Source organism: Ruegeria lacuscaerulensis (genome assembly GCF_013031245.1).
GTDB lineage: Bacteria > Pseudomonadota > Alphaproteobacteria > Rhodobacterales > Rhodobacteraceae > Ruegeria > Ruegeria lacuscaerulensis_C.
This window is the reverse complement of record NZ_WPZL01000001.1, coordinates 204,479-227,862: the sequence shown is the minus strand read 5'-3', so window position 1 is coordinate 227,862 and position 23,384 is coordinate 204,479. Positions and strand designations below refer to the sequence as shown.

Here is a 23,384-nt window from a genome sequence, read left to right as displayed (position 1 = left end):
CCCCCGGTCGAGATTGCCTTTGAATTTACCCACCCTTTCTGCTGTGGCCAAAAATCGGCACCTTCACGCGCCTGTTGCATGCATGTGAACGACAGGCCGTGCACAATGGGCTGGGATGCAACCGGAGGATGCCATGTCGATCACGCGCCGAAGTTTCGCCGGAATGTTGGCCGGAGCCGCACTACCCGGGTCGCTTTGGGCACAGCAGGACCCGGTGCTGGAGGCCGTGCGCTCCACTCTGTTCGGCAGCAACGCCGAATTTGAACAAGGCATGGCCTTTCTGGTGCAGCGCGGCAAACCGGACGTGGTCCCGGCCCTGTTGACCGGAATGCGCTATGGTCGGGGCCGCAGCGATGAGATTGCGCGGGTCATGCGGACTTTGACAGGTGAGAATATTGGCACCGACTGGTTCGGCTGGATGTTGTGGCAGGAGAAGAACCCGCAGCTTGTCCCCCACCCTTCTCTGATCCCTTTCAAACGAGAGGTTCTGCTGGGGCTCGACACCAATTTCGACGACTTTCTTCGCCCCGAATACCTTCAGCGCGACAAGATGAAAATCCGGCTGGAAGAGATCGCCTGGGGCGGTGTCCAAAAGGATGGCATACCGTCGCTGGACAATCCAACGCTGATACCCGCGACCCGCGCCGATTACCTCAAAGGTGACGATCTGGTATTTGGCGTTTCGATCAACGGAGACGTGCGCGCCTATCCCTTGAGGATCATGGGTTGGCACGAGATGTTCAACGAGGTGATCGGAGGCGTGCCGGTGGCGCTTGCTTATTGCACACTCTGCGGGTCGGGCATCCTGTTTGAAACGCGGGTTGCGGGACGGCGAAAACCGCTGGTGTTTGGTTCATCGGGATTTCTCTATCGGTCGAACAAACTGATGTTTGACCGCGAAACGCATTCGCTGTGGAACCAGTACACGGGCAAGCCGGTTGTTGGTCCGCTGGTGAACAGTGGGATCGAGCTGAAGCAGCGTCCGGTGGTGATAACAACATGGGAAAGTTGGAAAACCTCACATCCCGGCACAAAAGTCTTGTCCTTGCAAACGGGGCATCGGAGAAACTATGGGTCGGGAGTGGTATATCGCGAGTATTTCACCTCGCCCGAACTGATGTTCCCGGCCCAGGTCGACGAATCGGAGCATCGGCAAAAGGACTACGTCTTTGCCATTCGCCAGTTCGGCGCGGCTCGGGCATGGCCGCTGGATGCATTCAGCAGGACCCGCGTCATCAACGATGCAATAGCCAATCGACCGCTGGTTCTGATCGGCAACGCGGACAAGCGCGCTGTGCGTGCTTATGAGCGTACATCGCACAGGTTCACCGCGTCTGACGGGGGCTTATTGGATGAGGCAGGGCAGAAATGGACCATGACCGAAGAGGCTCTGGTCAGGCCGGATGGCACCAAATTGCTGCGCGTGGCCGGCCATATCTCATACTGGTTTGCCTGGGACAACTACTTGGGCGATGCGGCAACCATGTACCAGCGTTAGGAGTGTTCCTCGGCCGCCGTAGCCGCAAGCGCGCGGTTATAGGCCTTGAGCGCGTCGACATGATAAAGCGCACCGACGGGGTTTTCACAGCCATCCTCACCGATCACCACGACCGGAATGCAAGGGATGTCGTCGCGGTCGAAATAGGGCATCGCAGCCTCAAGCGTGGCGCTGGCCTTGACGCAAAGGCCCTGATCGATCAGTACCTGCGCCTCATCCTTGTTAATCGAACGCGCGTCACCGATGGGCCGCATCACCGCCCCTGCCCGCAGCATCGCCAACAGGTAAGCCTGCGGTCCGGCAGCCAGATGCACATTGCGGCGCTCCAGCTGAGTAAGGAAAAACGACCGGTCCACAAGGCGCGAGGCCAACGCGGTGGACATAGAGACCGAAACCATCACGGCCAGACCGATCTGCCAGTCCCCGGTCAGTTCAAAAACGATCATCGTGGTCGAAATCGGAGCACCCAGAACAGCCGCGGCCACAGCCCCCATACCGGCAAAGGCATAAAGCGTGTGCGTGCCCGACACATCCGGCAACAGCCCGGTGGCGATCAGACCAAAAGCCAGCCCGGTCAGCGCTCCGATCATCAGTGAAGGCGAAAACACCCCGCCACCCATGCGCCCGCCCATGGTGATGGCCAGAGCAACCGTTTTTATCACGGCGAACAGGATTGCAACGGTTAACGTCAGATCCCCCGCCAGCGCGCGGGTCGTAGTCTCATACCCTACGCCGATAATATGCGGGAACCAGATCGCCAAAAGGCCCAGCATCGCGCCTGACACCGCCGGGCGCAGCCAGCGCGGCAGGGACAAGCGGCTCTGGATATGGTTGCCGATATCCTCGGCAAAAAAGATCGAGCGCATCAACAGCAGGGAAACCAACCCACAGATCAGTCCCAGCAGCAAAAAGGCGGGCAGTTCGACGTAGAATTGCAGCGAGCCGGGCGTTTCCAGAACAAATTCGGTCACATCGCCATATTCCAGTCGGTTGATCACCGTCCCGGCAACCGAGGCAATGACGATGGGTGCAAAGGCGTGCACGGCGAAATGGCGCAGCACGACCTCAAGCGCGAAAAGCGCGCCCGCGATGGGCGAGTTAAAGCTGGCCGACACCGCAGCGGCCACGGCACAGCCCAGCAGGTCCCGGCCGGTAATCCCATCTGCATGGATCCGGTTGCTGACCCAGGTCGAGATCACTCCGGCCATGTGCACCACCGGTCCCTCCCGACCCGTGGACCCGCCGGTGCTGAGAGTGATGAGAGAGGCAAAGAACGAAGCAACACCCGCCTTGCCTTCGACCCTGCCATCGGTCACCGCCGAACCTTCGATCACATCCGCCACTGAACGAACGCGCCCGTCATCCGTGAACTTGTGCAGGATGATACCCACGATCAAGCCGCCAACTATCGGCGTGATCAGGATCATGAACCACGGCAACATCTCGGCATGGCTGTGTAGCATCAGGATGTCATCGGTATCATAGACATAGGCCTGCAGCGCCCGGATCGCTTTTCGGAATCCCAGTGCCATAAAGCCTGCCGCAATTCCGATCGCCAGCGCAATGAACCAGAACTGGATCTGGCTGGGACCACGGCGCAGCATGACCCGCCAGGCATCCTTCATCGCGGCCAGAGCCTGATTGAGCTGGTTGCGCAAAACAGTGCGGGTCGATTGGGTCATTGGCCCTCGGGGATCAAGTCTATCCCCTTAGTAAGCCACGGAGCGCCCATATAAAAGTGGGATAGCGACGGATTGGGAACCAGAAAGCGGCAGAACGGTCTCAGGCGTCCAGCAAGGCCCGGGCAGCGGCGCGGGCTTCGTCGGTGATGGTGTCACCGGCGACCATGCGCGCGATTTCGTCCACACGGTCGGGTGTGGCCAGTGGGATAACTGTGGACAGGGTTTGCCCGTCAGAGACCTGTTTCTGCACCCGCCAGTGATGCGCGGCACGAGCGGCCACCTGCGGCGAGTGCGTGACAACCAGCACCTGCCCGCCCTGTGACAGCGAGGCCAAACGGCGCCCGACCGCATCGGCAGTGGCCCCCCCAACACCACGGTCGATCTCGTCAAAAATCATGGTGCGCGCGCTTTCATCTCCGGTCAGACATACTTTGAGCGCCAGCAGAAAGCGGCTGAGTTCCCCGCCTGAGGCGATCTTGTTTAACGGGCCAGAGGGCGCACCGGGGTTGGTAGCGACAGAAAATGCCACCGCATCGGTGCCTTCCGGGCCGGGTTCAGCAGGAGTGATTTCCGTCCGGAACACTGCGCGTTCCATTTTCAGCGGCGCAAGCTCGGCCATCACCGCAACATCCAGTTGCCCCGCAGCCTGTTGGCGCGTGGCACTGAGGCCGGCGGCTGCCCTTTCATAGGCAACCTGAGCAGCTGCAACTGCCGCGCGCTGATCGGCCAGATCAGCATCACCTGCCTCAAGCCGGTTTAACCGGTCACGCAACGTGTCCGCGAATGCTCCAAGATCGTCCGGGGTCACATCATGCTTTCGAGCCAGCGCGCGGATGGCAAAAAGGCGCTCTTCGGCTGCTTCCAATTCCGCCGGGTTGAAGTCCAGCGCCTGCAGGCAGGCGTTCACGCCGTCCTGCGCCTCGCCCAGTTCGATCAGGGCACGCCCCAACGCAGCGATGGGTTCTTCAAGCTGCCCACCTGCGTTGTCGGACACGCCTTCCAGCCAGCGGACGGCATCGGCCATCGCACCTTCGACCCCGTCCCCACCCAGCAAAGCAAAGGCGCGTGCGACATCGTCGCGAATACGCTCGGCCCCCTGCATCATGCGACGGCGCGCATCCAACTCAGCATCCTCACCCGGCTGCGGATCCAGCTTGTCCAACTCGCCGACAGAGTGGCGCAGAAATTCCTCCTCTGCGCGCATGGCGGCCAGGGCTGTTTCCGTCTCGGCCAATGCCTTGCGCGCGCGTGACATTTCGGACCAGGCGGCACGCACCGCTGCGAGGTGATCCCCTGCGTCGGCGTAATCATCCAGCATTGCCCGGTGGCCACGCGGATTCAGCAACCCACGATCATCGTGTTGGCCATGCAGTTCCACCAGCGTTTCCGACAGCGCGCGCAGCACCTCACCGGAACAGCGTCGGTCATTGACCCAAGCAGTCTTGCGCCCCTCTGCCGTATTGACGCGGCGCAGGATCAGTTCTTCACCGCCCGGCAAGCCAGCCTCAGCCAATATGGTATGCGCCGGGTGGCTTTCGGGAAGTTCAAACTCGGCAACGACCTCGCCCTGTGCTGCGCCCTGACGCACCAGTTCGGCCCGACCGCGCCAACCCAGCACGAAGCCCAGCGAATCCAACAGAATCGACTTGCCTGCACCTGTTTCGCCGGTCAACGCGTTCAATCCCGGCTGAAACGTAAGTTCCAGCCGGTCAATGATCAGCATGTCGCGGATATCAAGGGCGCGCAGCATCGGGTCTTAGCGTCCCACGCCTTTAACCATGGCGATTACAACCACTCACCTTTGACCGTCTGGCGGTAAATCTGGCTCAGCCAGTTATTGCCACGGCTCTTGAGATCAAGGCCACGAGACGTCAGCAGCTGGTAGCCAGCGTCGTACCATTCCGACGACTGGTAATTGTAACCCAATATGGCGCCGGCCGACTGCGCCTCATCAATCAGACCCAGTGACAGATAGGCCTCGATCAAGCGAAAGAGCGCCTCGGCAGTGTGGGACGTGGTCTGGAAATCCTCGACCACGACGCGGAACCGGTTGATGGCCGCAGTGTAGTGGTCCTGACGCAGGTAGTAGCGCCCGATTTCCATCTCTTTTCCGGCCAAATGGTCGAAGGCCAGATCGAATTTCAGCACGGCCGAAGTAGCGTATTCACTGTCGGGATAGACCTCGATCACCGTGCGCAATGACTGCAGCGCCTGAAAGGTAAGGCCCTGATCGCGTCCCACCTCGTCAATCTGGTCATAATAACTTAGCGCCAGCAGATACTGCGCATAGGCCGCGTCTTCATCCGTCGGGTAGAAGTCGATATAGCGTTGCGCAGCCGCACGGCTTTCTTCGTAATTCTCGTCCGCGTGGAACGAAAACGCCTGCATGATCAGCGCGCGCTTGGCCCAGTCGGAATAGGGGTAAAGGCGTTCAACTTCCGAAAAATACCACGCCGCATCGTCCGAACGATTCTGCGAAAGTTCGTACTCGCCGCGCGTATAAATCTGTTCAGGAGTAAACCCTTCCAGGTTTTGATCGCGGTCTGCGCCTTTGTCGCCGCATGCCGTCAAAACTGCCGTCAGAAGAAGCGCGCCCGCGAATCTGACTGCCGCTTTGGTGCCAACCATTCCGCCTATCCTTGTCGTATTACTACTCGGGGTTAGCCCCGGATCGGGCTCCGGTTTAACACAGATAATTCCGGGGCAAAACGCCTTAGTACACCCGCTGGCGGATTTGTCGGCAGAGTTGATCAGATTACGCGACTTCGGGGATTTCGTTCCAGATCAGGCCCTGTCCCGGCAGACGAGCAGCCTGTTCTGGGGTACACAGGATCGGACGCACAGCGCCAGGCGTTTCGAACAGTTTGCGCAGTAGCGTGTTGGTCATGGCGTGACCGGATTTGTCGCCTGTGAAATGACCCAGAATCGGACCGCCCGCCAGATACAGATCACCCAGAGCGTCCAGCATCTTGTGGCGTACGGCCTCGTCCGCGCGGCGGAAACCACCCGGTGTCAATACTTCGCTGCCCTGTACAACAACCGCGTTGTCCAAAGTGCCGCCCAATGCCAGACCGTTTTCCCGCATTGCTTCGACGTCTGTCCGACGGCAGAAAGTACGGCAATCGCTGAGCTCTCGTGCAAAGGAACCGTTGCGCATGTCCAGCGTTTTGGTCTGTCTGCCTATGGCGTCGTCTTCGAAATCAATGTGGAAGTCGATGATCAGGCCATCCGCAGGCGCAATGGAAGCACTGGCGCCTTCGCGCGTTGCAGTCACGGGTTTCAGAACCTCAAATGCCAAAACCGGGCTGGCTTGGCGCCGCACGCCGGTAGCCACGATGCCGCGCACGAAATCAATCGACGAACCGTCCATGATCGGAACTTCGGGACCATCAATTTCGATCAGCGCATTGTGCACACCGCACCCAGAAAGGGCTGCCATGATATGCTCGATGGTTGATACCGACACATTTGCGTCGTTAACCAGACGGGTGCACAGCGGTGTCCGCTCGACAACATCATAGATGGCAGGAACGAGGGCATTGCCCAGCTCAATATCCGTCCGTTTGAACCAGATCCCGTGGCCAGCAGCGGCCGGTTTCAGGACCATCGTCGCAGGCTTTCCGCTGTGCAGCCCGACGCCGGTAAACGTGATCGGAGATTTGAGCGTATGTTGCAAGGTGAACCTCGGTGAGTGGTGTCCGGCCTTTACGTGCCGTGTTGGACACTCAGTTAAGGAAGCAAGCCTCAAGGCTCAATTCACTCTTTGTAACTGAATGAAACATCATTGTAACAGATCGGCAAAACGCTGCTTACAGGCACTTAAACGCATGTATTAAAAAAGAAAAGGGCCGCCAAACGGCGACCCTTGATTGTCAATTTGTTACCGCGATCAGTTGGCCTGACGGCGCAGAAAGGCCGGAATTTCGATCCGATCCTGCTCGGGGTCGGCCTCGTCATGCGCAGGTGCCGTAGCGTCAGCTTGGCGCATCGCGGGCTGCTGACGCACCGGCTGGGCCGGTGTATCGGGCGCATGCCCGGTCATCCGGTCGATCAGCCGGTTAAAGCCGAACCGGGGTCGATCCTGACCGTCCGCCTGCGGTTCAGGGGCCGGTTGAGGTGCCGGAGGCCGTGTTGCGGACAGGCGCTGCTGTGCGGACGGAACGTTCTGAACCGCGGCCTGCAAACGCTGCAGCGCCTCGGGCGAAGGGGTCCCCGCGGCGGCCTGGGGCTGCGGCGCGACAAAGCTTTCCGGAGCGGGCTCTGCCGGTTCCGGCGTCGGCTCGAACTCTGCAATTCGCGGCTGATAGGCCGGAGGCGGCAGACCATCATCGTCCTGTTCCGCCTGTGGCTGGAACTGCGGCTGCGCGGGCTCATCGGTTGTTTCGAACAGCGAGGGTTCACGGTTCACTTCGTGCTGGGGCGCAGGCTCGACTGCCTCAGCCGCTACCACGGGGGCTTCTTCCTGCACCGGCTCTTCCGCTGAAACCGTGCGGGTCAGCGGAGCCGACATCGAGCGGCGCGCGACCGGAATTTCAGCCTGCTTGTCGGTGGCGTCGATACCGGTTGCCACAACCGAAACGCGCATGCCGCCTTCCATCGCAGTGTCCAGAGTCGAGCCGACGATGATGTTGGCTTCGGGGTCCACTTCTTCGCGGATGCGGTTGGCGGCTTCGTCCAGTTCGAACAGGGTCAGATCGTGCGAGCCGGTGATGTTGATCAGCACGCCCTTGGCGCCTTTGAGGCTGATTTCGTCCAGCAGCGGGTTGGCGATCGCCTTCTCGGCGGCCTGAACGGCACGGTCTTCGCCGGTGGCCTCACCGGTGCCCATCATCGCCTTGCCCATCTCGTCCATAACGGCACGCACGTCCGCAAAGTCGAGGTTGATCAGGCCCGGACGCACCATCAGGTCGGTGACACCTTTAACGCCCTGATACAGAACGTCATCGGCCATCGAGAACGCCTCGGTAAAGGTGGTCTTTTCGTTGGCAAGACGGAACAGGTTCTGGTTCGGAATAATGATCAGCGTGTCGACAACCCTTTGCAGCGATTCCACACCATCTTCGGCCTGGCGCATGCGCTTGGCGCCTTCGAACTGGAAGGGTTTGGTTACAACACCAACTGTCAGAACACCCAACTCACGTGCGGCTTGCGCAATGATCGGAGCCGCGCCCGTACCGGTGCCCCCGCCCATACCAGCGGTGATAAAGCACATATGCGCGCCAGCAAGGTGATCAACGATCTGCTCGATGCTTTCCTCGGCAGCCGCGGCACCTACGGTCGGCCGGGCCCCTGCCCCGAGACCTTCGGTCACTTTCACGCCCAACTGCACCCGTGCCGAAGATTGGCTTTGCTGCAGCGCCTGCGCGTCGGTGTTGGCGACCACGAAATCGACGCCGTCCAGCTGTTTCTCAATCATGTTGTTGACTGCGTTGCCGCCTGCACCACCAACGCCAAAAACTGTAATCCGAGGCTTCAGTTCGTCGTGCCCGGGCATCGAAAGATTCAATGTCATGCTCTGTCCGCCTGTTTTATTGACCCGCCAAAGCGGTGTTTTTCTTACCTATCCGCCAACAATCCTACCGCTCGAAACCGCAAACGTCACGCCAAAAATCGCCTAATTCCACAAAATATGGAGGAAATAAGGCAGGTTTAAGCAGGATTTCGCATTGTTTGCCAGATGTTGCGGATTGATCTCAATGCACCACAAAACAAGCGACACGCGAGCCGCTACAAAACGCACGTCACTTGGAGGTCTACTAATTTTCAAAATGCGGAAAACTGCTCAGGTCCTGCCGCGGGGCCTCTGACGGGCCTTGTGGATATCTTGCGGGATAAATGCACGGGCCGCAACCCATTTCTTTAGCTAATTGGGGTACTTGGACAATCCAAGCCGTTCTCAGAAATGCTGAGCACCTCTTGTATTTCCGTGTAAGAAAAGGTGGCCAGGCGGACCATCAGGCGGCCCTCATGCAGGAAGGGCCACCAGCAGACGGGCAGGCCATCCGGGTCGTCATCGTAAAGAAAGCAAATCTGACCGTTGGGCGTAGTGACCTGGCCATAGACACAGCCCCTCCCCTCCATCCGCCAGACCGAAAGACTGCGGCTGAGGAACTCCTCCGTGCCCACTAAATCCCCGCCGGGATAGTCATGAAATTTGACGGTTTTGCCCTGAACCGCGTCCAGAAAAGCCTCTGGTGTAATTCGGGTCTGGGCCTGTGTGGTCAGGGGGATCAGTGCGACAAACATCGCGACCGCCACGGCCTTACCAATTGTCACGGAACCAACGCACCGCCCGCTTGAATGGCCGCGCAGCATAAGTGTCGACCGGGATTTCGAAATCCCACCACTCGTCCTGCGGATGCGCTGCAAACAGGCTGAGCCCTACGGCGGACGAGAATCCCGGCCCGGTCGCCGATTGCGGCAAACCGTGAACGCGAAGCGGTCGGCCAAGGCGTACGCGCTGGCCCAGAATGCGGGTGGCCAACCCGTCGAGACCCATGATCTGGCTGCCTCCGCCCGTCAGTACGATTTGCTGGCTTGGCATGTGTTCGAACCCGGCGGCATCGAGCCGGACGCGCACCTCTTCCAGAATCTCCTCGACGCGCGGACGCATGATTCCGATCAGCTCTGCCCGGCTGACGGTGCGACGGTCATGTTCCCAATCGCCGGTATCACCCCCAACTTCGATCAGGTCCCGGTCATCGGCCCCGGTCGCGTGAACGCCGCCGTTGAAGGTCTTGATCCGCTCCGCCACGGACGCCGGAACGCCCAGCCCCATAGAGATATCTGAAGTCACGTGATCGCCGCCCATGCGCACGCAATCGGCATAAATCATATGCTTTTTCATGAAGATCGACACGCTGGTCGTACCACCGCCCATGTCGATACAAGCCGCGCCGAGTTCCTGTTCGTCCTCGACCAGCGCCGAGATACCTGACACGTAGGCCGAGTTCGCAATTCCCGCCAGCTCCAGATCGCAGCGCTTGATACAGCGCACGATGTTCTGGATTGCCGCCGCGTCGACAGTCAGCATGTGCATATCCACTGCGAGGCTCTGCCCCATCTGACCGCGCGGATCGATCAGGCCCGAACGGTTATCCAGTGCGAAATTCACCGGCTGCGCATGCAACACCTCGCGACCGGCCCCGTAATCCGGCACGTCGCAGGCATTGAGAACACGACCAACTTCGGCCTCGGTGACGACCTGGCCCTCAAGATCAACCTGCGCATCCAGCCCGTAAGAGCGTGGGTTCGCACCTGAAAAACAGGCAATTACGTGGTCGACCCGAATATCAGCCATCTTTTGCGCGGCTTGCAGAGCAGTGCGAATGGCGCGTTCGGTTTCCTGCATCGCGGTGACTTCGCCGAACTGCACCCCGCGCGAGCGGGTGGTGGCGGCGCCAATCACGCGGAACCCGGTCTGGCCAGCCAGCGATCCGATGCTGTTATCCTCGCTCAGCCGTCCAGTCCCGTCGAAACGCAGCACGAGGCAGGCGATCTTGGAACTTCCTACATCCAGAATTGCGACGACACCGCGTTGCATCGCCTGTCCGCGCATCTGTCGCATGGCCCGTTGGGACTGATAAAGATCGGTCATCATGGTCGTTACTGCCCACTACCCACTGTCACTTTTGTATTCCACCAGTCTTCGCTGGCAGCTTCGGTCATTCTGATCGTCGGACGCTGACCCAGACGCATGTCCACGACGGCCACGTCGCGTTCCAAAAGGTCCTGCACCTCGTTCACAGCCAAAACACGTTCCAACGCGCGTACCGGAACATCGGTCGGAAGCATGATGCGCTGACCGCGATCAAGCACCAGATCCCAGCGGCGTTCACCAATCCGCACCAGCCCGCGCACGCGTCCACCCAAACTGCGCGCAGTGGTCAGCAATTCCAGAGCTTCGGCAACATGGCCGTCCGCCCCTTTGCCGGCAATCAGCGGCAGGTTCGCATGATCCTTGCGCGACGTGATACGCTCCACATGAGCGCCGGTTTCGTCCAGCAGCTCGATCCCGAAGCGGGTGCGCCAGACGATGACCGGTTGCCGCTCGACCACGTCCACTTGCAGAATGCCCCCCGGCCGCACGCGCACGGTCGCAGATTTGACCGGGTTCAAACCGGTGATCGTGTCGCGGATCTGCTCGACATCTAGATCCCAGGAGCTGATGGGGAAATCCAGAGGCACCACCTCGCGGATGTCTTCGGAAAGGTTGGCGCCCGCGCCGTCGATGGCCATCAGATTGACCATGAATTCCGGCCGTTGCTGGATGGAAGTTTTGATGTCGTTCACATAGGCCACTACCGCCTCACGACGCTCTTCCGATCCAAAATAGATGCCAATGGCGGCACAGATCGCAAAAACCGGCAACCCGAACTTCAGTCCGCGTCGAATGCCCGGCGTCAGCATCCAGCGCTGCAAACGATAACTGAGCCGCGATGGTGCCGGATCGGAGTGTTGCGACTTACGGCCAAAAAGTCGCGCTCCGCGCAGGCGCAGCTTGGGCTCAGCCCCGGACCGCGCGCCCGCGTCGAAATCGGCATCCGGCCCGGCCAGCGGTTTGGAGCGGTGGATCACCGGGGCGCGGGTGGCCCTTAGCGGTCGCATGAGGCGTCCTCTACCATCCAGGCGCAGAGCTGACCGAAGGTCATACCCAGGTGGGCGGCCTGTTCGGGCACCAGCGAAGTCGGCGTCATGCCCGGCTGGGTATTGGTTTCCAGCAGAAACAGACCATCCGGGCCCTTGCTGTCATCCCAGCGGTAATCGGTTCGGCTGACCCCCTTGCACCCCAGCGCGTTATGAGCGCGCAGGGCGTAATCCATGCAACGGTCAAAAATGTCCTGCGGGATATCGGCGGGCACAACATGCCACGAGCCGCCGGGCTTGTACTTTGCATCATAGTCGTACCAGCCACCATCGGTCATGATTTCGGTCACCGTCAGGGCGCGGTCACCCATCACGGTCACGGTCAATTCGCGACCCGCGACGTATTTCTCGACCATCACCATATCGGGCATTTCATCCGATAGCTGCGGCGGGCCGTTGGAACCTTCGTGCACGATGTAGATGCCGACGCTGGAGCCCTCGTTATTGGGCTTTGCCACGTAGGGCGGCTCCATCACGTGAACTTCGATAACCTCGACCTTCGGCACGATCACGCTGGGCACAACCGGCAGACCCTCGACCTGGTAAACCTCTTTGCTGCGCTGTTTGTCCATTGCCAGCGCCGAAGCCAACACGCCGGAATGCGTGTAGGGAATCCGCATCCATTCCAGCAGCCCCTGCACACAGCCATCTTCCCCCCAACGGCCATGCAAAGCATTGAAAACAACATCCGGCTTGATATCCAATAGGCGCGCGTAGAGGTCGGGACCTGCGTCCAGTTCGACCACTTCAAAGCCTTCTCCCCTGAGGGCGGCTGCGCATTCGCGCCCGCTGCTGAGCGACACCTCGCGTTCCGCCGAGGGTCCACCCATCAATACCGCCACTTTGGGGTGTGTCCTGCTCGACTTACCCACGTTCGTGCGCCTCAATGTCCCCGGACCTTATGTGGTGGTCCGTACTGTGTTATGCCTTTGATCCGTCGCCTGAAATTTCTTGTTATGGTCTGACGGCTGGGGCTTTATTCCTTCAGCGGATCGCCGACCCGCATGATTTCCCACTCTAGCGTGATGCCGCTTGTTTCGTAAACCTTTTTTCGCACCTCTTCGCCCAGACCTTCCAGGTCCGCAGCGGTAGCGGTGCCGGTGTTGATCAGGAAATTCGAATGCTTGTCGCTCATCTGCGCACCACCAAGGGTGGCACCGCGCATGCCCGCATCGTCAATCACCTTCCACGCCTTGAGGTCATGCACATCATCCGCCCGCCCGGTCGAGGAAAACCCGGCCGGATTGCGAAATGTCGATCCGGCGCTGCGGTCCTTGGTGGGTTGGGTTTCGTCTCGCTTTTGTAACTGCGACGCCATACGAGCGTGCAGCTCCTCAGGATCATCCGAAGGACCTTCGAATGTGGCTGAGACCAGCACCGCGCCTTCGGGCAGGTCGGTTTGGCGATAGCGGAAATTCAGGTCCGCAGGCGTCAGCTCCACCACCTCACCCTGACGGGTAACTACCTTTGCCTTGCGCAGAACGTCGGCCGTGTAACTGCCGTAACAGCCCGCGTTCATCCGCACGGCACCGCCGATCGAGCCGGGAATGGTCCGCAGAAAGGTCAGATCGACCCCCGCATCCGCCGCCTTGCGCGCCACATGCGCGTCCAGCGCCGCCGCACCTGCAGTCACCGTATTGCCCTCGACCGCGATGTCATTGAAGCCACGTCCAAGGCGGATCACCGCAGCGCGGAGCCCTCCGTCTCTTACGATGAGGTTCGAACCGACGCCCATGGGGAAGACCGGCGCATCGGTCGGCAACTGGCGCATGAACGTCTGCAGATCTTCGATATCAGCAGGCTGAAACAGGTAATCCGCCGGACCGCCGACGCGCAACCAGGTCAGATCGGAAAGCGTACGGGCCCGGGAAAGACGGCCCCGAACGTCGGGTAGTTCGATCATGCGCCAACTCGCGCGGCCAGACTGCGTCCGCCGACACCGCCCATGATGACAGCAAACAGAAAGGGCAACACTGCACCGGTCAGCCAGATGAAGGGGCCAAAGGCTTGTTCTTCCTCACCGGTTCCAACGCTTGCCAGCATTACGATGAGCACCAGGCCAACCGCCGAGGACAGCCCGATCAGCCAAAGCAGGGCTTTGGTCCCAATCCAACGCCCGGCAATAAAGCCTGCGATGGCTCCGAGGATGAGTGATATCAGCGGCAGAAAAGCGAAAGTGGCGGTGTCGACCATGGGGGCCTCCTGAAAATGGCCGGTTACTTGTTGGTCGCCTTCATGCCCTGCATTTTCGCCTTTGTCCAACGGGTCAGGTAAATCACCGGCCAGCGCAGCACAGACATGCCGGCCGCCAGAACGATCAGCCCGATCCACGGGCCGTTCTGATATGTGACGTAACCCAATATCGGGATACCCAATGCAATCAGGAAATAGGCACGAGTCCAGTGATTGTCTTTGCTGGGAAGCATCGCCAGCACATTGGCTGCAATCCCCCAAATGGCGGCAAGGGCGATGGACCAGTTCATTCCTCAACCTCCCGCCCGGTCCACCGACGCCAGTAAAATCGGATGGGATTGCGGAACATTGAAGCGAAGGCCGCGAAAGCCAAGACAGAGAAGACCCATCCAAAGTCGTGACCCAGCCAGACGATCAGAGCGGGTGCAGAAACAAACAGCGCTACCCCCGGTGGGAATTGCAAACGCATCGGCAGCATGGCCACGATTGTCGAGGCCACAACCCACAAGGCTGCAAATACGACCGAGTACACGAATAACCCCTCCGAGGACGCCACTTCGGCGGTTGCGACATCGCACCTTAAAGTTGCAACACACAAGAGTCCATTGCGTCAAACAGCCTGTTTTCGCTGTAACCGCTCGGGCAGACCGTTGGCCCAGGTGCTGATCGTCCCCGCCCCGAGGCAAACAACCATGTCGCCCGGTCGGGCCTGCTCGCGGACGAGGCGTTCCAGATCGTTTTCGTCCAGCAAGGCGCGGGCGTGGCGATGGCCGTGGCGGATCAGGCCCTGCACCAGATCATCGCTGCTGGCACCTTCGATGGGCTCTTCTCCGGCGGCAAAGATATCAGCGATGGCGACAACATCGGCGTCATTGAAGCAGGTGCAGAAATCGTCGAACAGGTTGGACAGGCGCGAGTATCGGTGCGGTTGATGCACCGCAATAACACGACCCTCGGTCGCCTGACGGGCGGCTTTCAGAACGGCGGCAATTTCAACCGGGTGGTGGCCGTAATCGTCGATAATTGTGACACCATCGACTTCGCCCACCTTGGTAAAGCGACGATTGACGCCGCCGAAATTGGCCAGAGCTTCGCGAATTTCCGATGCCTTCATGCCCAGATGGCGGGCAACAGCCGCGGCAGACAAGGCATTCGAAACGTTGTGGTCACCCGGCATCGGCAAGGTGCAGCCCTCGATCACGGTATCTTCGTATTGCAGGTGGATGTCGAAATGCGCGACGCCGCCCTTATAGGTCAGGTTGACCGCCCGCACGTCGGCCTGCGCGTTAAAGCCATAGGTCCGAACACGGCGGTCGGTGACTCGGCCCACCAGCGTCTGAACTTCTGTATGGTCTGTGCAGCAAACAGCGAGACCGTAAAACGGCAGGTTCGAAACGAATTCGTGGAACCCGTCGCGCAGTTTGTCGAAGTCACCCCAATGCTCCATATGCTCGGGGTCGATATTGGTGACGATGGCGATGGTTGCAGGCAGGCGGTTGAAGGAACCGTCCGATTCGTCGGCCTCGACCACCATCCATTCGCCCTGCCCCATTCGCGCGTTCGAGCCATAAGCGTGGATGATGCCGCCATTGATCACAGTCGGATCGAAATCGCCCGCCACCATCAGTTCAGCCATCATCGTGGTGGTGGTGGTCTTGCCGTGAGTTCCGGCGATAGCGATGTTGGACTTCAGGCGCATTAGTTCGGCCAGCATGTCGGCTCGGCGGACAACCGGCAATCCCTGTGCGCGTGCGCCGTCCAGTTCCGGATTGCCCGGTTTGATCGCGGTCGAGACCACGACAACGGCGGCATTTTCCAGATTTTCGGCGCGCTGGCCAACAAAGATCTCGGCCCCCAAACCAGCCAAACGATCGGTGATCTTGGACGCCTTCAGGTCCGAACCCTGCACCCGGTACCCCAGGTTCAGCAGCACCTCGGCAATGCCTGACATCCCGATCCCGCCGATCCCCACGAAATGGATCGGGCCTACGTCTTGCGGCAGTTTGGTTGCAGGATTCATGCGGTCTCCTTCTGCGCCAGTTGTTCGACGAGATGCACCAGACGCTCGGTTGCATCCGGCGCGCCAGTCGAAAGGGCGGCATGGGCCATCTTTTGCGCGGCTTCGGGGTTGGTCAGAACTGCGGTGATTTGCTCTGTCAGCGCGGAAACGTCAAGGGCACTTTCGGGTATCATGATCGCCCCTCCGGCTTGAACCAGTCCGCGTGCGTTTGCAGTCTGATGATCCCCTGCCGCAGCGGCAAAGGGGATCAGGATCGAGGGCCGTCCGATGACCGAGATATCGGCAACGCTTGACGCGCCGGAGCGTGAAATGACCAACTGCGCGTCCGACATACGGCAGGGGACGTCCTGAAAGAAGGGTTTCACCTCGGCCCGGATGCCGTGATCAGCGTAGAAAGTAGTGACGCGCTCACCGTCTTCGTCGCGCGCCTGGTGGGCGACGCGGATATGGGCGCGCAGATCGTCGGGCAATGCGGCGATGGCACCGGGAACCACGTCGCTGAGGATACGCGCACCCTGAGAGCCGCCCATCACAAGGATCGACATCGGGTAATCACCGGGTGGGATGTATCCCGCCGCTGCGCGCTCCAACACCGCGGCGCGGACAGGGTTACCGGTGTGCTGGCCCCTGGCCCCCTCGGGCAGGTCCGTGGGCCAGACGCCGCAGGCCACGTGAGAAACACGCGTAGCAAACAGTTGGTTCACACGGCCCAAAACACCGTTCTGTTCGTGAATCATACGCGGGATTTTCAGCATCGTTGCTGCGCCCAGCGCGGGGATGGACGGATAGCCGCCAAAACCGACAACCACATCCGGCCTGTCGCGCATCATCTGGATGGACATGCTGGTCACACCGCCCGCAATCTTTGGTCCGACCATCGCCTTAGCCGCCAAACCGCCGCGGGCGAAGGTCGCGGAGGACGCCTCGACAATCTCGGTGGGCTGTGGAAAGCCGCTGGTATAGCGCGCACCGCGCGCATCGGTGGACAGGCGCACCCGCCAACCTTTTTGCAGCATCGCCTCGGCCAGCGCCTGGGCGGGGAACATATGGCCCCCGGTGCCGCCAGCCGCAATCAACAGGTAAGGTTTCCCCATTATCCTCTTCCGCGCAGAATATCGCCAAGTTCGCCCTGTGGGCGGGTGCGGGTGAAGGCCAGCAGCATGCCAATGGCAATACCGCCCGCAATCAGGGAGGAACCACCATAGCTGACAAACGGCAGCGTCATGCCCTTGGCGGGCAGAAGGCGCACGGCTACACCCATATTGATCATCGCCTGAACGCCAAACATGCAGGCCAAACCAGTGCCAGCAAGACGGATAAACATGTCACGTTCCCGCATCAGCCTCAGCAGCGATCGTACCACAATAATTGAATAAAGCGCGATGACGATCAGCACCAGAATCAATCCATATTCCTCGGCCGCGACAGCGATGATGAAATCCGTATGAGCATCGGGCAGCGACCATTTCACCTGCCCTTCACCTACGCCGACACCGAACAAGCCACCCTCGCGGATTGCATTGGTGGCATAACCAAGCTGGGTGGTCGGATCGACCTCTTGATTCAGGAAACCGTCAATGCGGCGGGCAAAGTGTTCCGAGTTGGAATAGGCGAACATGCCGCCCAGAACGACTACTCCGGCCATGCCAACCAGTAACAACATTGGCGCCCCGGCCACGAAATACATCACGCCCCAGCCGAACAGGATCAGACAGGCCTGGCCGAAATCGGGCTGCATCACCAGCATAGCAACAATGGCCATACACAGGGCGAACGACCACAGCCGCCCCGGAGGGCCGTTAATCTCCTGCGACGCGGCCAGCAGCCAAGCGGCCACAACGACAAAACCGGGTTTCAGAAATTCCGACGGCTGCAGCGACGCAAAGCCCAGAGAATACCAACGCACCGCGCCTTTACCGAAATCGGTGCCGAAAATGGGAAGAAAGGCCAGCGCCACGAACGCGCTCAGAAATCCCAGAACCGCCAGCCTTCGCACCAGCGTCGGCGACATCATCGAGGTCAGCAGCATTGCAATCAGGGCAAGCCCGCCGAACAATGCCTGTCGTTCGACATAATGGAACGGATCGAACCCGTTACGCCCGGCCAGCGGCGGCGACGAGGCCAGCCCCAGCAACAGCCCGATGACAAACAGGATCAGCACGCAGGACATCGTCCAGCGATCGATCGTTCGCCACCACTTTGGTAGAATCGGTTCGCCGCGCTGGTCCTGGACCGCGCCATACACCATCTCAGTCATGAGATACCGCCACTATCTGCCTCGTTTACGTCCCGTTTTTTCGGGATCTGATTGAGAGTCTACAGGGATTTTTGCTTTTGGGCTAGCGGAATGACGGCGAGGCGTAAAATTCAACGCAGGATGTACGCGAAACCTCCGACACCCTGCCGGGCATGTTGAAAAAGCTGTTTTTTCCCAGATGGCGCGACAAACGTATGCGCCGTGCCCATCCCGTGTGACGCGTGCGGTCAAACCAGCGCCGAAACCTGTTTTTCATCACCCTTTGACCGGATAACGGTCGGGCTCTTCAAACACATCGATAACCCGAGATCCTGCCTTGATTGTCCCGCCGTGTTCCATCCCGGCCGGGATCGAATAGCTGTCGCCGGGACGATAGATTTTTGTATTGCCACCAATGGTAAGTTCAATCTCTCCTTCAACCACGGTTCCCCATTGTGCACCATGCGAATGCAGGGGTAGTTCCATATCCTTGAGAAAGGTGAAAAATGCGACCAATCCAGCATCGGATCGAACGACAGCTGTCTGCACAACATCCTCAGGAAAAGGCACGTCCAGTTTTGGAAAAGCAGTAATAAAATCGGGAAATTGCATTGAAATATCCTTGTTCGCAGATACAGCCAATGGCTCTTGGCACAATGCGGCAGCATGACAGTGCGAAAAGCGGCTGGCAATCTGCTATTCAGTTCGCCCGAAATTCTAGGGCGCCTGGTGACCCAGGCAGTTTTTCTCGCGTTCCGCATCGGCGTGTACTCTTGCCTTCCCTGTCATTCCACGCCATGCGCTGCGCATGACCTATGACACGATCATCCTCGGTGCCGGGGCTGCCGGTATGATGTGCGCCGCCCATTGCGGCGGGCGCGTGCTGGTGATCGATCACGCCAAGGCTCCGGGTGAGAAGATCCGCATCTCGGGCGGTGGGCGATGCAACTTTACCAACCTGTATACGGGGCCGGGCAATTTCCTGTCGCGGAACCCGCATTTCTGCAAATCGGCGCTGGCCCGATATACGCAATGGGATTTCATTGACCTGGTTGGGCGTCACGGAATCGCTTGGCTTGAAAAGACGCTGGGACAGCTGTTTTGCGACGGGTCGTCGAAACAGGTCATCTCGATGCTGCTAGCTGAGATGGAACGCGTTAGGGCTGAGCTTTGGGTACGAACCGAACTAAAGGACCTGCGCAAAACCGAAAGTGGCTTTGCGCTGGATGTTGAGCGCGAGGGGCAGCGTCTCAATCTGACCTGCGCCAATCTGGTACTGGCCACAGGCGGCAAGTCGATCCCCAAGATGGGCGCGACCGGGTTGGCCTATGACATTGCGCGGCAATTTGGGCTTCGCCTTACCGAGACACGAGCGGCGCTAGTGCCATTTACCTTCTCGGACGGGAAATTCAAGGACCTGTCCGGCGTGTCCTTGCCCGCGCGATTGTCAAATGATCGCACCAGTTTCGACGAGGCGCTGCTGTTCACTCATCGCGGCCTCAGCGGGCCGTCGGTGCTGCAGCTTTCGTCCTACTGGCGCGAGGGTGAGGCGATCCGGGTCAATCTGATCCCCGACCTGCCTCTGTTCGACCTGCTGCGCGACCAGCGGCAAAGCGGCGGGCGCAAGGCACTGACAACGGAACTGTCGCGGCACCTGCCCGCGCGGCTGGTGGACTACCTTAGCCGACATACCCCGATGCAGGGCAACCTGGCGGATCAGTCCGACACTGCATTGAAGGACCTGATTGCGGCCCTCTCTGACTGGCCATTGACGCCTTCTGGCACCGAAGGCTATCGCACAGCCGAGGTCACGCTGGGGGGTATCGAGACAGATGACCTGTCATCGAAAACGATGGAGGCCAGGAATGTTCCTAGCCTCTATGTGATTGGTGAAGCGGTGGATGTCACCGGCTGGCTGGGTGGCTACAACTTCCAGTGGGCGTGGTCTTCGGGTCATGCCGCAGGAACTGCTATCGCCGGCCGTTAGCCGACGACGTTATAGCCGCGCCCGCGCATACAGTTGCGTACGATGACTTCCTGGTTCTGGGTGTTGCTAATCGCGCTCGCACCGGCCCCGACCAAAGCACCGGCTACCGCAGCACGACCCAGATCACTGGCGCTGTCATCGATAATGGCTTTTGTCCCGGCTGCACCCGCCGCACCAATCGCCGCCGCACCGGCCGTTCTGCTGTCAACAGTAGGCTGCGATCTCGCCAGCGCCTGACACTGGGCCAGATCTGCGTTGTAGTTCGGGCCTACTGGACCGTCGACAATCGGTTGGTAATTCGCGCCAACGTTCGAGCAAGCACCAACCACCATAAGGGCTGGAAGGATCAGAGAGAATTTACGGTATGGCATAGTCATAACCTCGTGTTGAATTTGCGGGCAGGCAAAACCAATAACTTTGAAACGTCAAGCTGATAGCATCGCAGATTGGCCCAACCGGCGATCTATTGCAAATGACTATTCGGGCAACCTCTGTCGGACTTGCGCCACAAAGTCCTCTCCGCGCTGCTCGAAATTGTCGTACTGGTCGAAACTGGCTGCGGCCGGAGCCAGCAAGACGGTCTCTCCCGGCTCAGCATCCGCCATAGCGTGTTCGACGGCATCCGCCATGGTGGTGCAGACCTGCGCGTCAACCTCAAGCTGCATGGCGAATCCGGCGGCTTCGCGCCCAATCACATAGGCCCTGATAACCTGATCTGCAGCCCCGTTCAGCGCCGCCAGCCCGCCCTCTTTCTCAAGCCCGCCACAGATCCAGCGGATCTTTTTGAACGCGCTCAGCGCCTTGAGAGCACTGTCGACATTGGTGGCCTTGGAGTCGTTCACATAGGTCACACCATCCGCCTCGGCGATGATCTGGCTGCGATGCGGCAGGCCGGGATAGCTGTGCAGAGCGTCCTCGATCACCCGCGGCGCCAACCCCAGCGCGCGGCAAGCGGCATAGGCGGCGCAGGCGTTCTGATGGTTGTGCGCACCGGGCAGCCCTTTGATGCCTCGAAGGTCAATTGCACCGGTTTGCCGCCCCTTGCGGTATTCCGACAAAAACCCCTTGCGCGCAAAGACCTGCCAGCCCGGCCCCGTCAGCTTGCGCGCGACAGAGATGCGGATGACCCGGTCATCCGCAGGCCCCTCAGCCAGCTGTCCGGCCAGGAAAATGCCTTCGCTTTCATCTACTCCGATCACAGCGCGATCGGGGCCGCCCTCGGCAAACAGGCGTCGTTTGGCTGCAAAGTATCCGCCCATGCCGCCATGCCGGTCCAGATGATCCGGTGAGAGGTTCGTGAAAACAGCCACATCCGGTGTCAGCGCTCGCGCCAGTTCGGTCTGATAGCTGGACAATTCCAGGACAACGACCGACCCATCGCCACCGGGGTCAATATCCAGGACGCCTCGGCCAATGTTTCCCGCCAGTTGTGCTTCGCGCCCTGCCTCGGTCAGGATGTGGTGGATCAAGGCTGCGGTGGTCGATTTTCCGTTTGATCCGGTCACGGCAATGACGCGCGGAGGCATGTCGAAGTTGTTCCACTCAGGCCCGGCAAAAGACCGGAAGAACAGGCCGATATCGTTGTCCACCAGCACCCCGGCTTCAAGCGCTGCCACCACAACCGGATTTGGTTCGGGGTAAAGATGCGGGATACCCGGCGACACGATCAGCGCTGCGATCTCATCAAACGCGCCTTGCCGGTGCAGATCGGCGCAGGCAAACCCTTCCGCTTCGGCATTTTCGCGCGCAGCCGGGTTGTCATCCCAGCACACCGGGTTTGCCTTACCCGCGCGCAATGCACGAGCCGTGGCCAGCCCGGACCGTCCAAGTCCCAGAACCGCTACTTTCTGCCCTGAAAACCCTTTGACCGGGATCATGCTGCCCACCTTCATCTGACTTTGAATTGGCCGTCACACTGCACAGAAGAAATCACCGATGGCAAGGGCGACAAATGGCTCGCGCGGCAGCGCGAGCCGGGCCCAACAGGTGGCAGGTGGACCGCAGGTCCACCGAACCTGGCGGGAGCGTTACCGGACTTTAAGTGTTGCCAGACCGATCATCGCCAGGATCAGCGAGATGATCCAAAAGCGGATCACAATTGTTGGCTCTGCCCAGCCTTTTTTCTCATAGTGATGATGGATCGGCGCCATTAGGAACACGCGGCGTCCGGTGCGTTTGAAATACAGCACCTGTATGATCACGCTCAGCGCCTCGACCACAAACAGTCCGCCCACAACGGCCAGCACCAATTCGTGCTTGGTCGCCACCGCGATCGCACCCAGTGCGCCGCCCAGCGCCAGCGAACCCGTATCACCCATGAACACCGCGGCGGGCGGGGCGTTGTACCAAAGGAAACCAAGACCCGCGCCAAACAACGCCGAGGTAAAGATGAAAATCTCCCCCGTTCCGGGTACGTAATGCACGTCCAGATATTCGGTAAAGTCCACTCGGCCTACCGCATAGGCAATGATGCCCAATGTCGAGGCTGCAATCATCGCGGGCATGATCGCCAGTCCGTCCAACCCATCGGTCAGGTTCACCGCGTTGGCCGCGCCGACGATCACCACGATGGCAAAGGGAATATAGAATATCCCCAGATTGACCAAAGTGTCCTTAAAAACCGGAACAGCCAATTGACTCTGGAGCGCTTCGGGATGGTGCAATGTCGCCCACAGTGACGCCAGAACGGCGATTATTACTCCCAATGCCATCCGCATCTTGCCCGAAACACCTTTAGTGTTTTGCTTCGAGACCTTGGCGAAGTCATCTGCAAAACCTATCGCGGCATAGGCCAACGTCACGAACAGAACCATCCAGACATACGGATTGTCCCATCGTGCCCAGACCAAAGTCGACGTCACCAGCGCCCCAACGATCAGCAGCCCGCCCATTGTTGGCGTGCCGGCCTTCGAGAAATGCCCCTCAGGTCCGTCATCCCGGATCGGTTGACCCTTGCCCTGCTTCTTGCGCAGCACGTTGATCAGGGGTTTGCCAAAGATGAACCCGAATATCAGTGCCGTCATAAAGGCACCACCCGCACGGAACGTGATGTAGCGGAAGAGGTTAAAGAAATCCCCCCCGTCCGATAAGGCGGTCAACCAATAGAGCATTACAAAACCTTT

The 23,384-nt window shown here is 59.8% G+C and carries 22 protein-coding genes; 2 read left to right on the top strand and 20 right to left on the bottom strand.

Annotated features, from left to right (window positions below):
* Positions 1–133: 133 nt before the first annotated feature.
* Positions 134–1,498, top strand: coding sequence for a DUF3179 domain-containing protein (locus GOX66_RS01185; protein ID WP_170758794.1), 1,365 nt, complete (start codon positions 134–136; stop codon positions 1,496–1,498).
* Here GOX66_RS01185 and GOX66_RS01180 read toward each other — a convergent pair.
* The 17 genes from GOX66_RS01180 to GOX66_RS01100 form a co-directional block, all read right to left on the bottom strand.
* Entirely contained in the window at positions 1,495–3,180 is a 1,686-nt protein-coding gene (locus GOX66_RS01180) for a chloride channel protein (RefSeq protein WP_170758792.1), read from the bottom strand. The two genes, GOX66_RS01185 and GOX66_RS01180, sit on opposite strands and share 4 nt — an antisense overlap.
* 100 nt (positions 3,181–3,280) lie before the next feature.
* Positions 3,281–4,930: a DNA repair protein RecN gene (recN, locus tag GOX66_RS01175; protein WP_170758790.1), complete on the bottom strand. Its 1,650-nt coding sequence runs from the start codon at positions 4,928–4,930 to the stop codon at positions 3,281–3,283.
* Positions 4,931–4,965: 35 nt separating this feature from the next.
* Positions 4,966–5,808, bottom strand: coding sequence for an outer membrane protein assembly factor BamD (locus GOX66_RS01170; protein WP_170758787.1), 843 nt, complete (start codon positions 5,806–5,808; stop codon positions 4,966–4,968).
* A 127-nt stretch (positions 5,809–5,935) separates the two neighbouring features.
* A complete protein-coding gene (lpxC, locus tag GOX66_RS01165) occupies positions 5,936–6,856 on the bottom strand; it encodes a UDP-3-O-acyl-N-acetylglucosamine deacetylase (RefSeq protein WP_170758785.1) in 921 nt (306 codons plus the stop codon).
* Between the two features lie 213 nt (positions 6,857–7,069).
* Positions 7,070–8,692 carry a cell division protein FtsZ gene (gene ftsZ / locus GOX66_RS01160; RefSeq protein ID WP_170758783.1) on the bottom strand — a complete coding sequence of 541 codons (1,623 nt, stop codon included), beginning with the start codon at positions 8,690–8,692 and terminating at the stop codon, positions 7,070–7,072.
* Between the two features lie 347 nt (positions 8,693–9,039).
* Positions 9,040–9,456, bottom strand: coding sequence for a hypothetical protein (locus tag GOX66_RS01155; protein WP_336508913.1), 417 nt, complete (start codon positions 9,454–9,456; stop codon positions 9,040–9,042).
* Complete coding sequence (gene ftsA, locus GOX66_RS01150) at positions 9,443–10,777, bottom strand: cell division protein FtsA (protein ID WP_170759285.1); 1,335 nt, start codon at positions 10,775–10,777, stop codon at positions 9,443–9,445. Before ftsA ends, GOX66_RS01155 begins: the two co-directional genes overlap by 14 nt.
* Positions 10,778–10,785: 8 nt before the next feature.
* Positions 10,786–11,787, bottom strand: a complete 1,002-nt coding sequence (locus tag GOX66_RS01145; protein ID WP_170758782.1) for a cell division protein FtsQ/DivIB — start codon at positions 11,785–11,787, stop codon at positions 10,786–10,788.
* A complete protein-coding gene (locus GOX66_RS01140; protein WP_170758780.1) occupies positions 11,775–12,698 on the bottom strand; it encodes a D-alanine--D-alanine ligase in 924 nt (307 codons plus the stop codon). The genes GOX66_RS01145 and GOX66_RS01140 overlap by 13 nt, the downstream gene beginning before the upstream one ends.
* Before the next feature lie 104 nt (positions 12,699–12,802).
* Positions 12,803–13,729 (bottom strand): UDP-N-acetylmuramate dehydrogenase, encoded by a 927-nt coding sequence (murB, locus tag GOX66_RS01135; protein ID WP_170758778.1) that lies wholly within the window; start codon positions 13,727–13,729, stop codon positions 12,803–12,805.
* Positions 13,726–14,019, bottom strand: a complete 294-nt coding sequence (locus GOX66_RS01130; RefSeq protein ID WP_170758776.1) for a hypothetical protein — start codon at positions 14,017–14,019, stop codon at positions 13,726–13,728. The genes murB and GOX66_RS01130 overlap by 4 nt, the downstream gene beginning before the upstream one ends.
* Before the next feature lie 23 nt (positions 14,020–14,042).
* Positions 14,043–14,309 carry a DUF2484 family protein gene (locus GOX66_RS01125; RefSeq protein WP_170758775.1) on the bottom strand — a complete coding sequence of 89 codons (267 nt, stop codon included), beginning with the start codon at positions 14,307–14,309 and terminating at the stop codon, positions 14,043–14,045.
* Complete coding sequence (locus GOX66_RS26005; RefSeq protein ID WP_170758774.1) at positions 14,306–14,551, bottom strand: DUF2484 family protein; 246 nt, start codon at positions 14,549–14,551, stop codon at positions 14,306–14,308. The genes GOX66_RS01125 and GOX66_RS26005 overlap by 4 nt, the downstream gene beginning before the upstream one ends.
* A gap of 78 nt (positions 14,552–14,629) precedes the next feature.
* Positions 14,630–16,039 (bottom strand): UDP-N-acetylmuramate--L-alanine ligase, encoded by a 1,410-nt coding sequence (murC, locus tag GOX66_RS01115; protein ID WP_170758773.1) that lies wholly within the window; start codon positions 16,037–16,039, stop codon positions 14,630–14,632.
* Positions 16,036–17,133, bottom strand: a complete 1,098-nt coding sequence (locus tag GOX66_RS01110) for a UDP-N-acetylglucosamine--N-acetylmuramyl-(pentapeptide) pyrophosphoryl-undecaprenol N-acetylglucosamine transferase (protein ID WP_170758771.1) — start codon at positions 17,131–17,133, stop codon at positions 16,036–16,038. Before GOX66_RS01110 ends, murC begins: the two co-directional genes overlap by 4 nt.
* Positions 17,133–18,296 carry a putative lipid II flippase FtsW gene (gene ftsW / locus GOX66_RS01105; protein WP_170758769.1) on the bottom strand — a complete coding sequence of 388 codons (1,164 nt, stop codon included), beginning with the start codon at positions 18,294–18,296 and terminating at the stop codon, positions 17,133–17,135. Before ftsW ends, GOX66_RS01110 begins: the two co-directional genes overlap by 1 nt.
* Positions 18,297–18,551: 255 nt before the next feature.
* Positions 18,552–18,887, bottom strand: coding sequence for a cupin domain-containing protein (locus GOX66_RS01100; protein ID WP_170758768.1), 336 nt, complete (start codon positions 18,885–18,887; stop codon positions 18,552–18,554).
* Positions 18,888–19,083: 196 nt separating this feature from the next.
* On the opposite strand from GOX66_RS01100, the gene GOX66_RS01095 reads away from it, so the two are divergent.
* On the top strand, positions 19,084–20,262 hold the full coding sequence (locus GOX66_RS01095; protein WP_170758767.1) for a BaiN/RdsA family NAD(P)/FAD-dependent oxidoreductase: 1,179 nt from the start codon (positions 19,084–19,086) through the stop codon (positions 20,260–20,262).
* Here the strand turns inward: GOX66_RS01095 and GOX66_RS01090 are convergent.
* The 3 genes from GOX66_RS01090 to mraY form a co-directional block, all read right to left on the bottom strand.
* Positions 20,259–20,633 carry a glycine zipper family protein gene (locus GOX66_RS01090; RefSeq protein ID WP_237212404.1) on the bottom strand — a complete coding sequence of 125 codons (375 nt, stop codon included), beginning with the start codon at positions 20,631–20,633 and terminating at the stop codon, positions 20,259–20,261. The two genes, GOX66_RS01095 and GOX66_RS01090, sit on opposite strands and share 4 nt — an antisense overlap.
* 105 nt (positions 20,634–20,738) lie before the next feature.
* Entirely contained in the window at positions 20,739–22,139 is a 1,401-nt protein-coding gene (murD, locus tag GOX66_RS01085; protein WP_170758765.1) for a UDP-N-acetylmuramoyl-L-alanine--D-glutamate ligase, read from the bottom strand.
* 150 nt (positions 22,140–22,289) lie between these two features.
* Complete coding sequence (gene mraY / locus GOX66_RS01080) at positions 22,290–23,372, bottom strand: phospho-N-acetylmuramoyl-pentapeptide-transferase (protein ID WP_170758764.1); 1,083 nt, start codon at positions 23,370–23,372, stop codon at positions 22,290–22,292.
* Between the last annotated feature and the right edge of the window lie 12 nt (positions 23,373–23,384).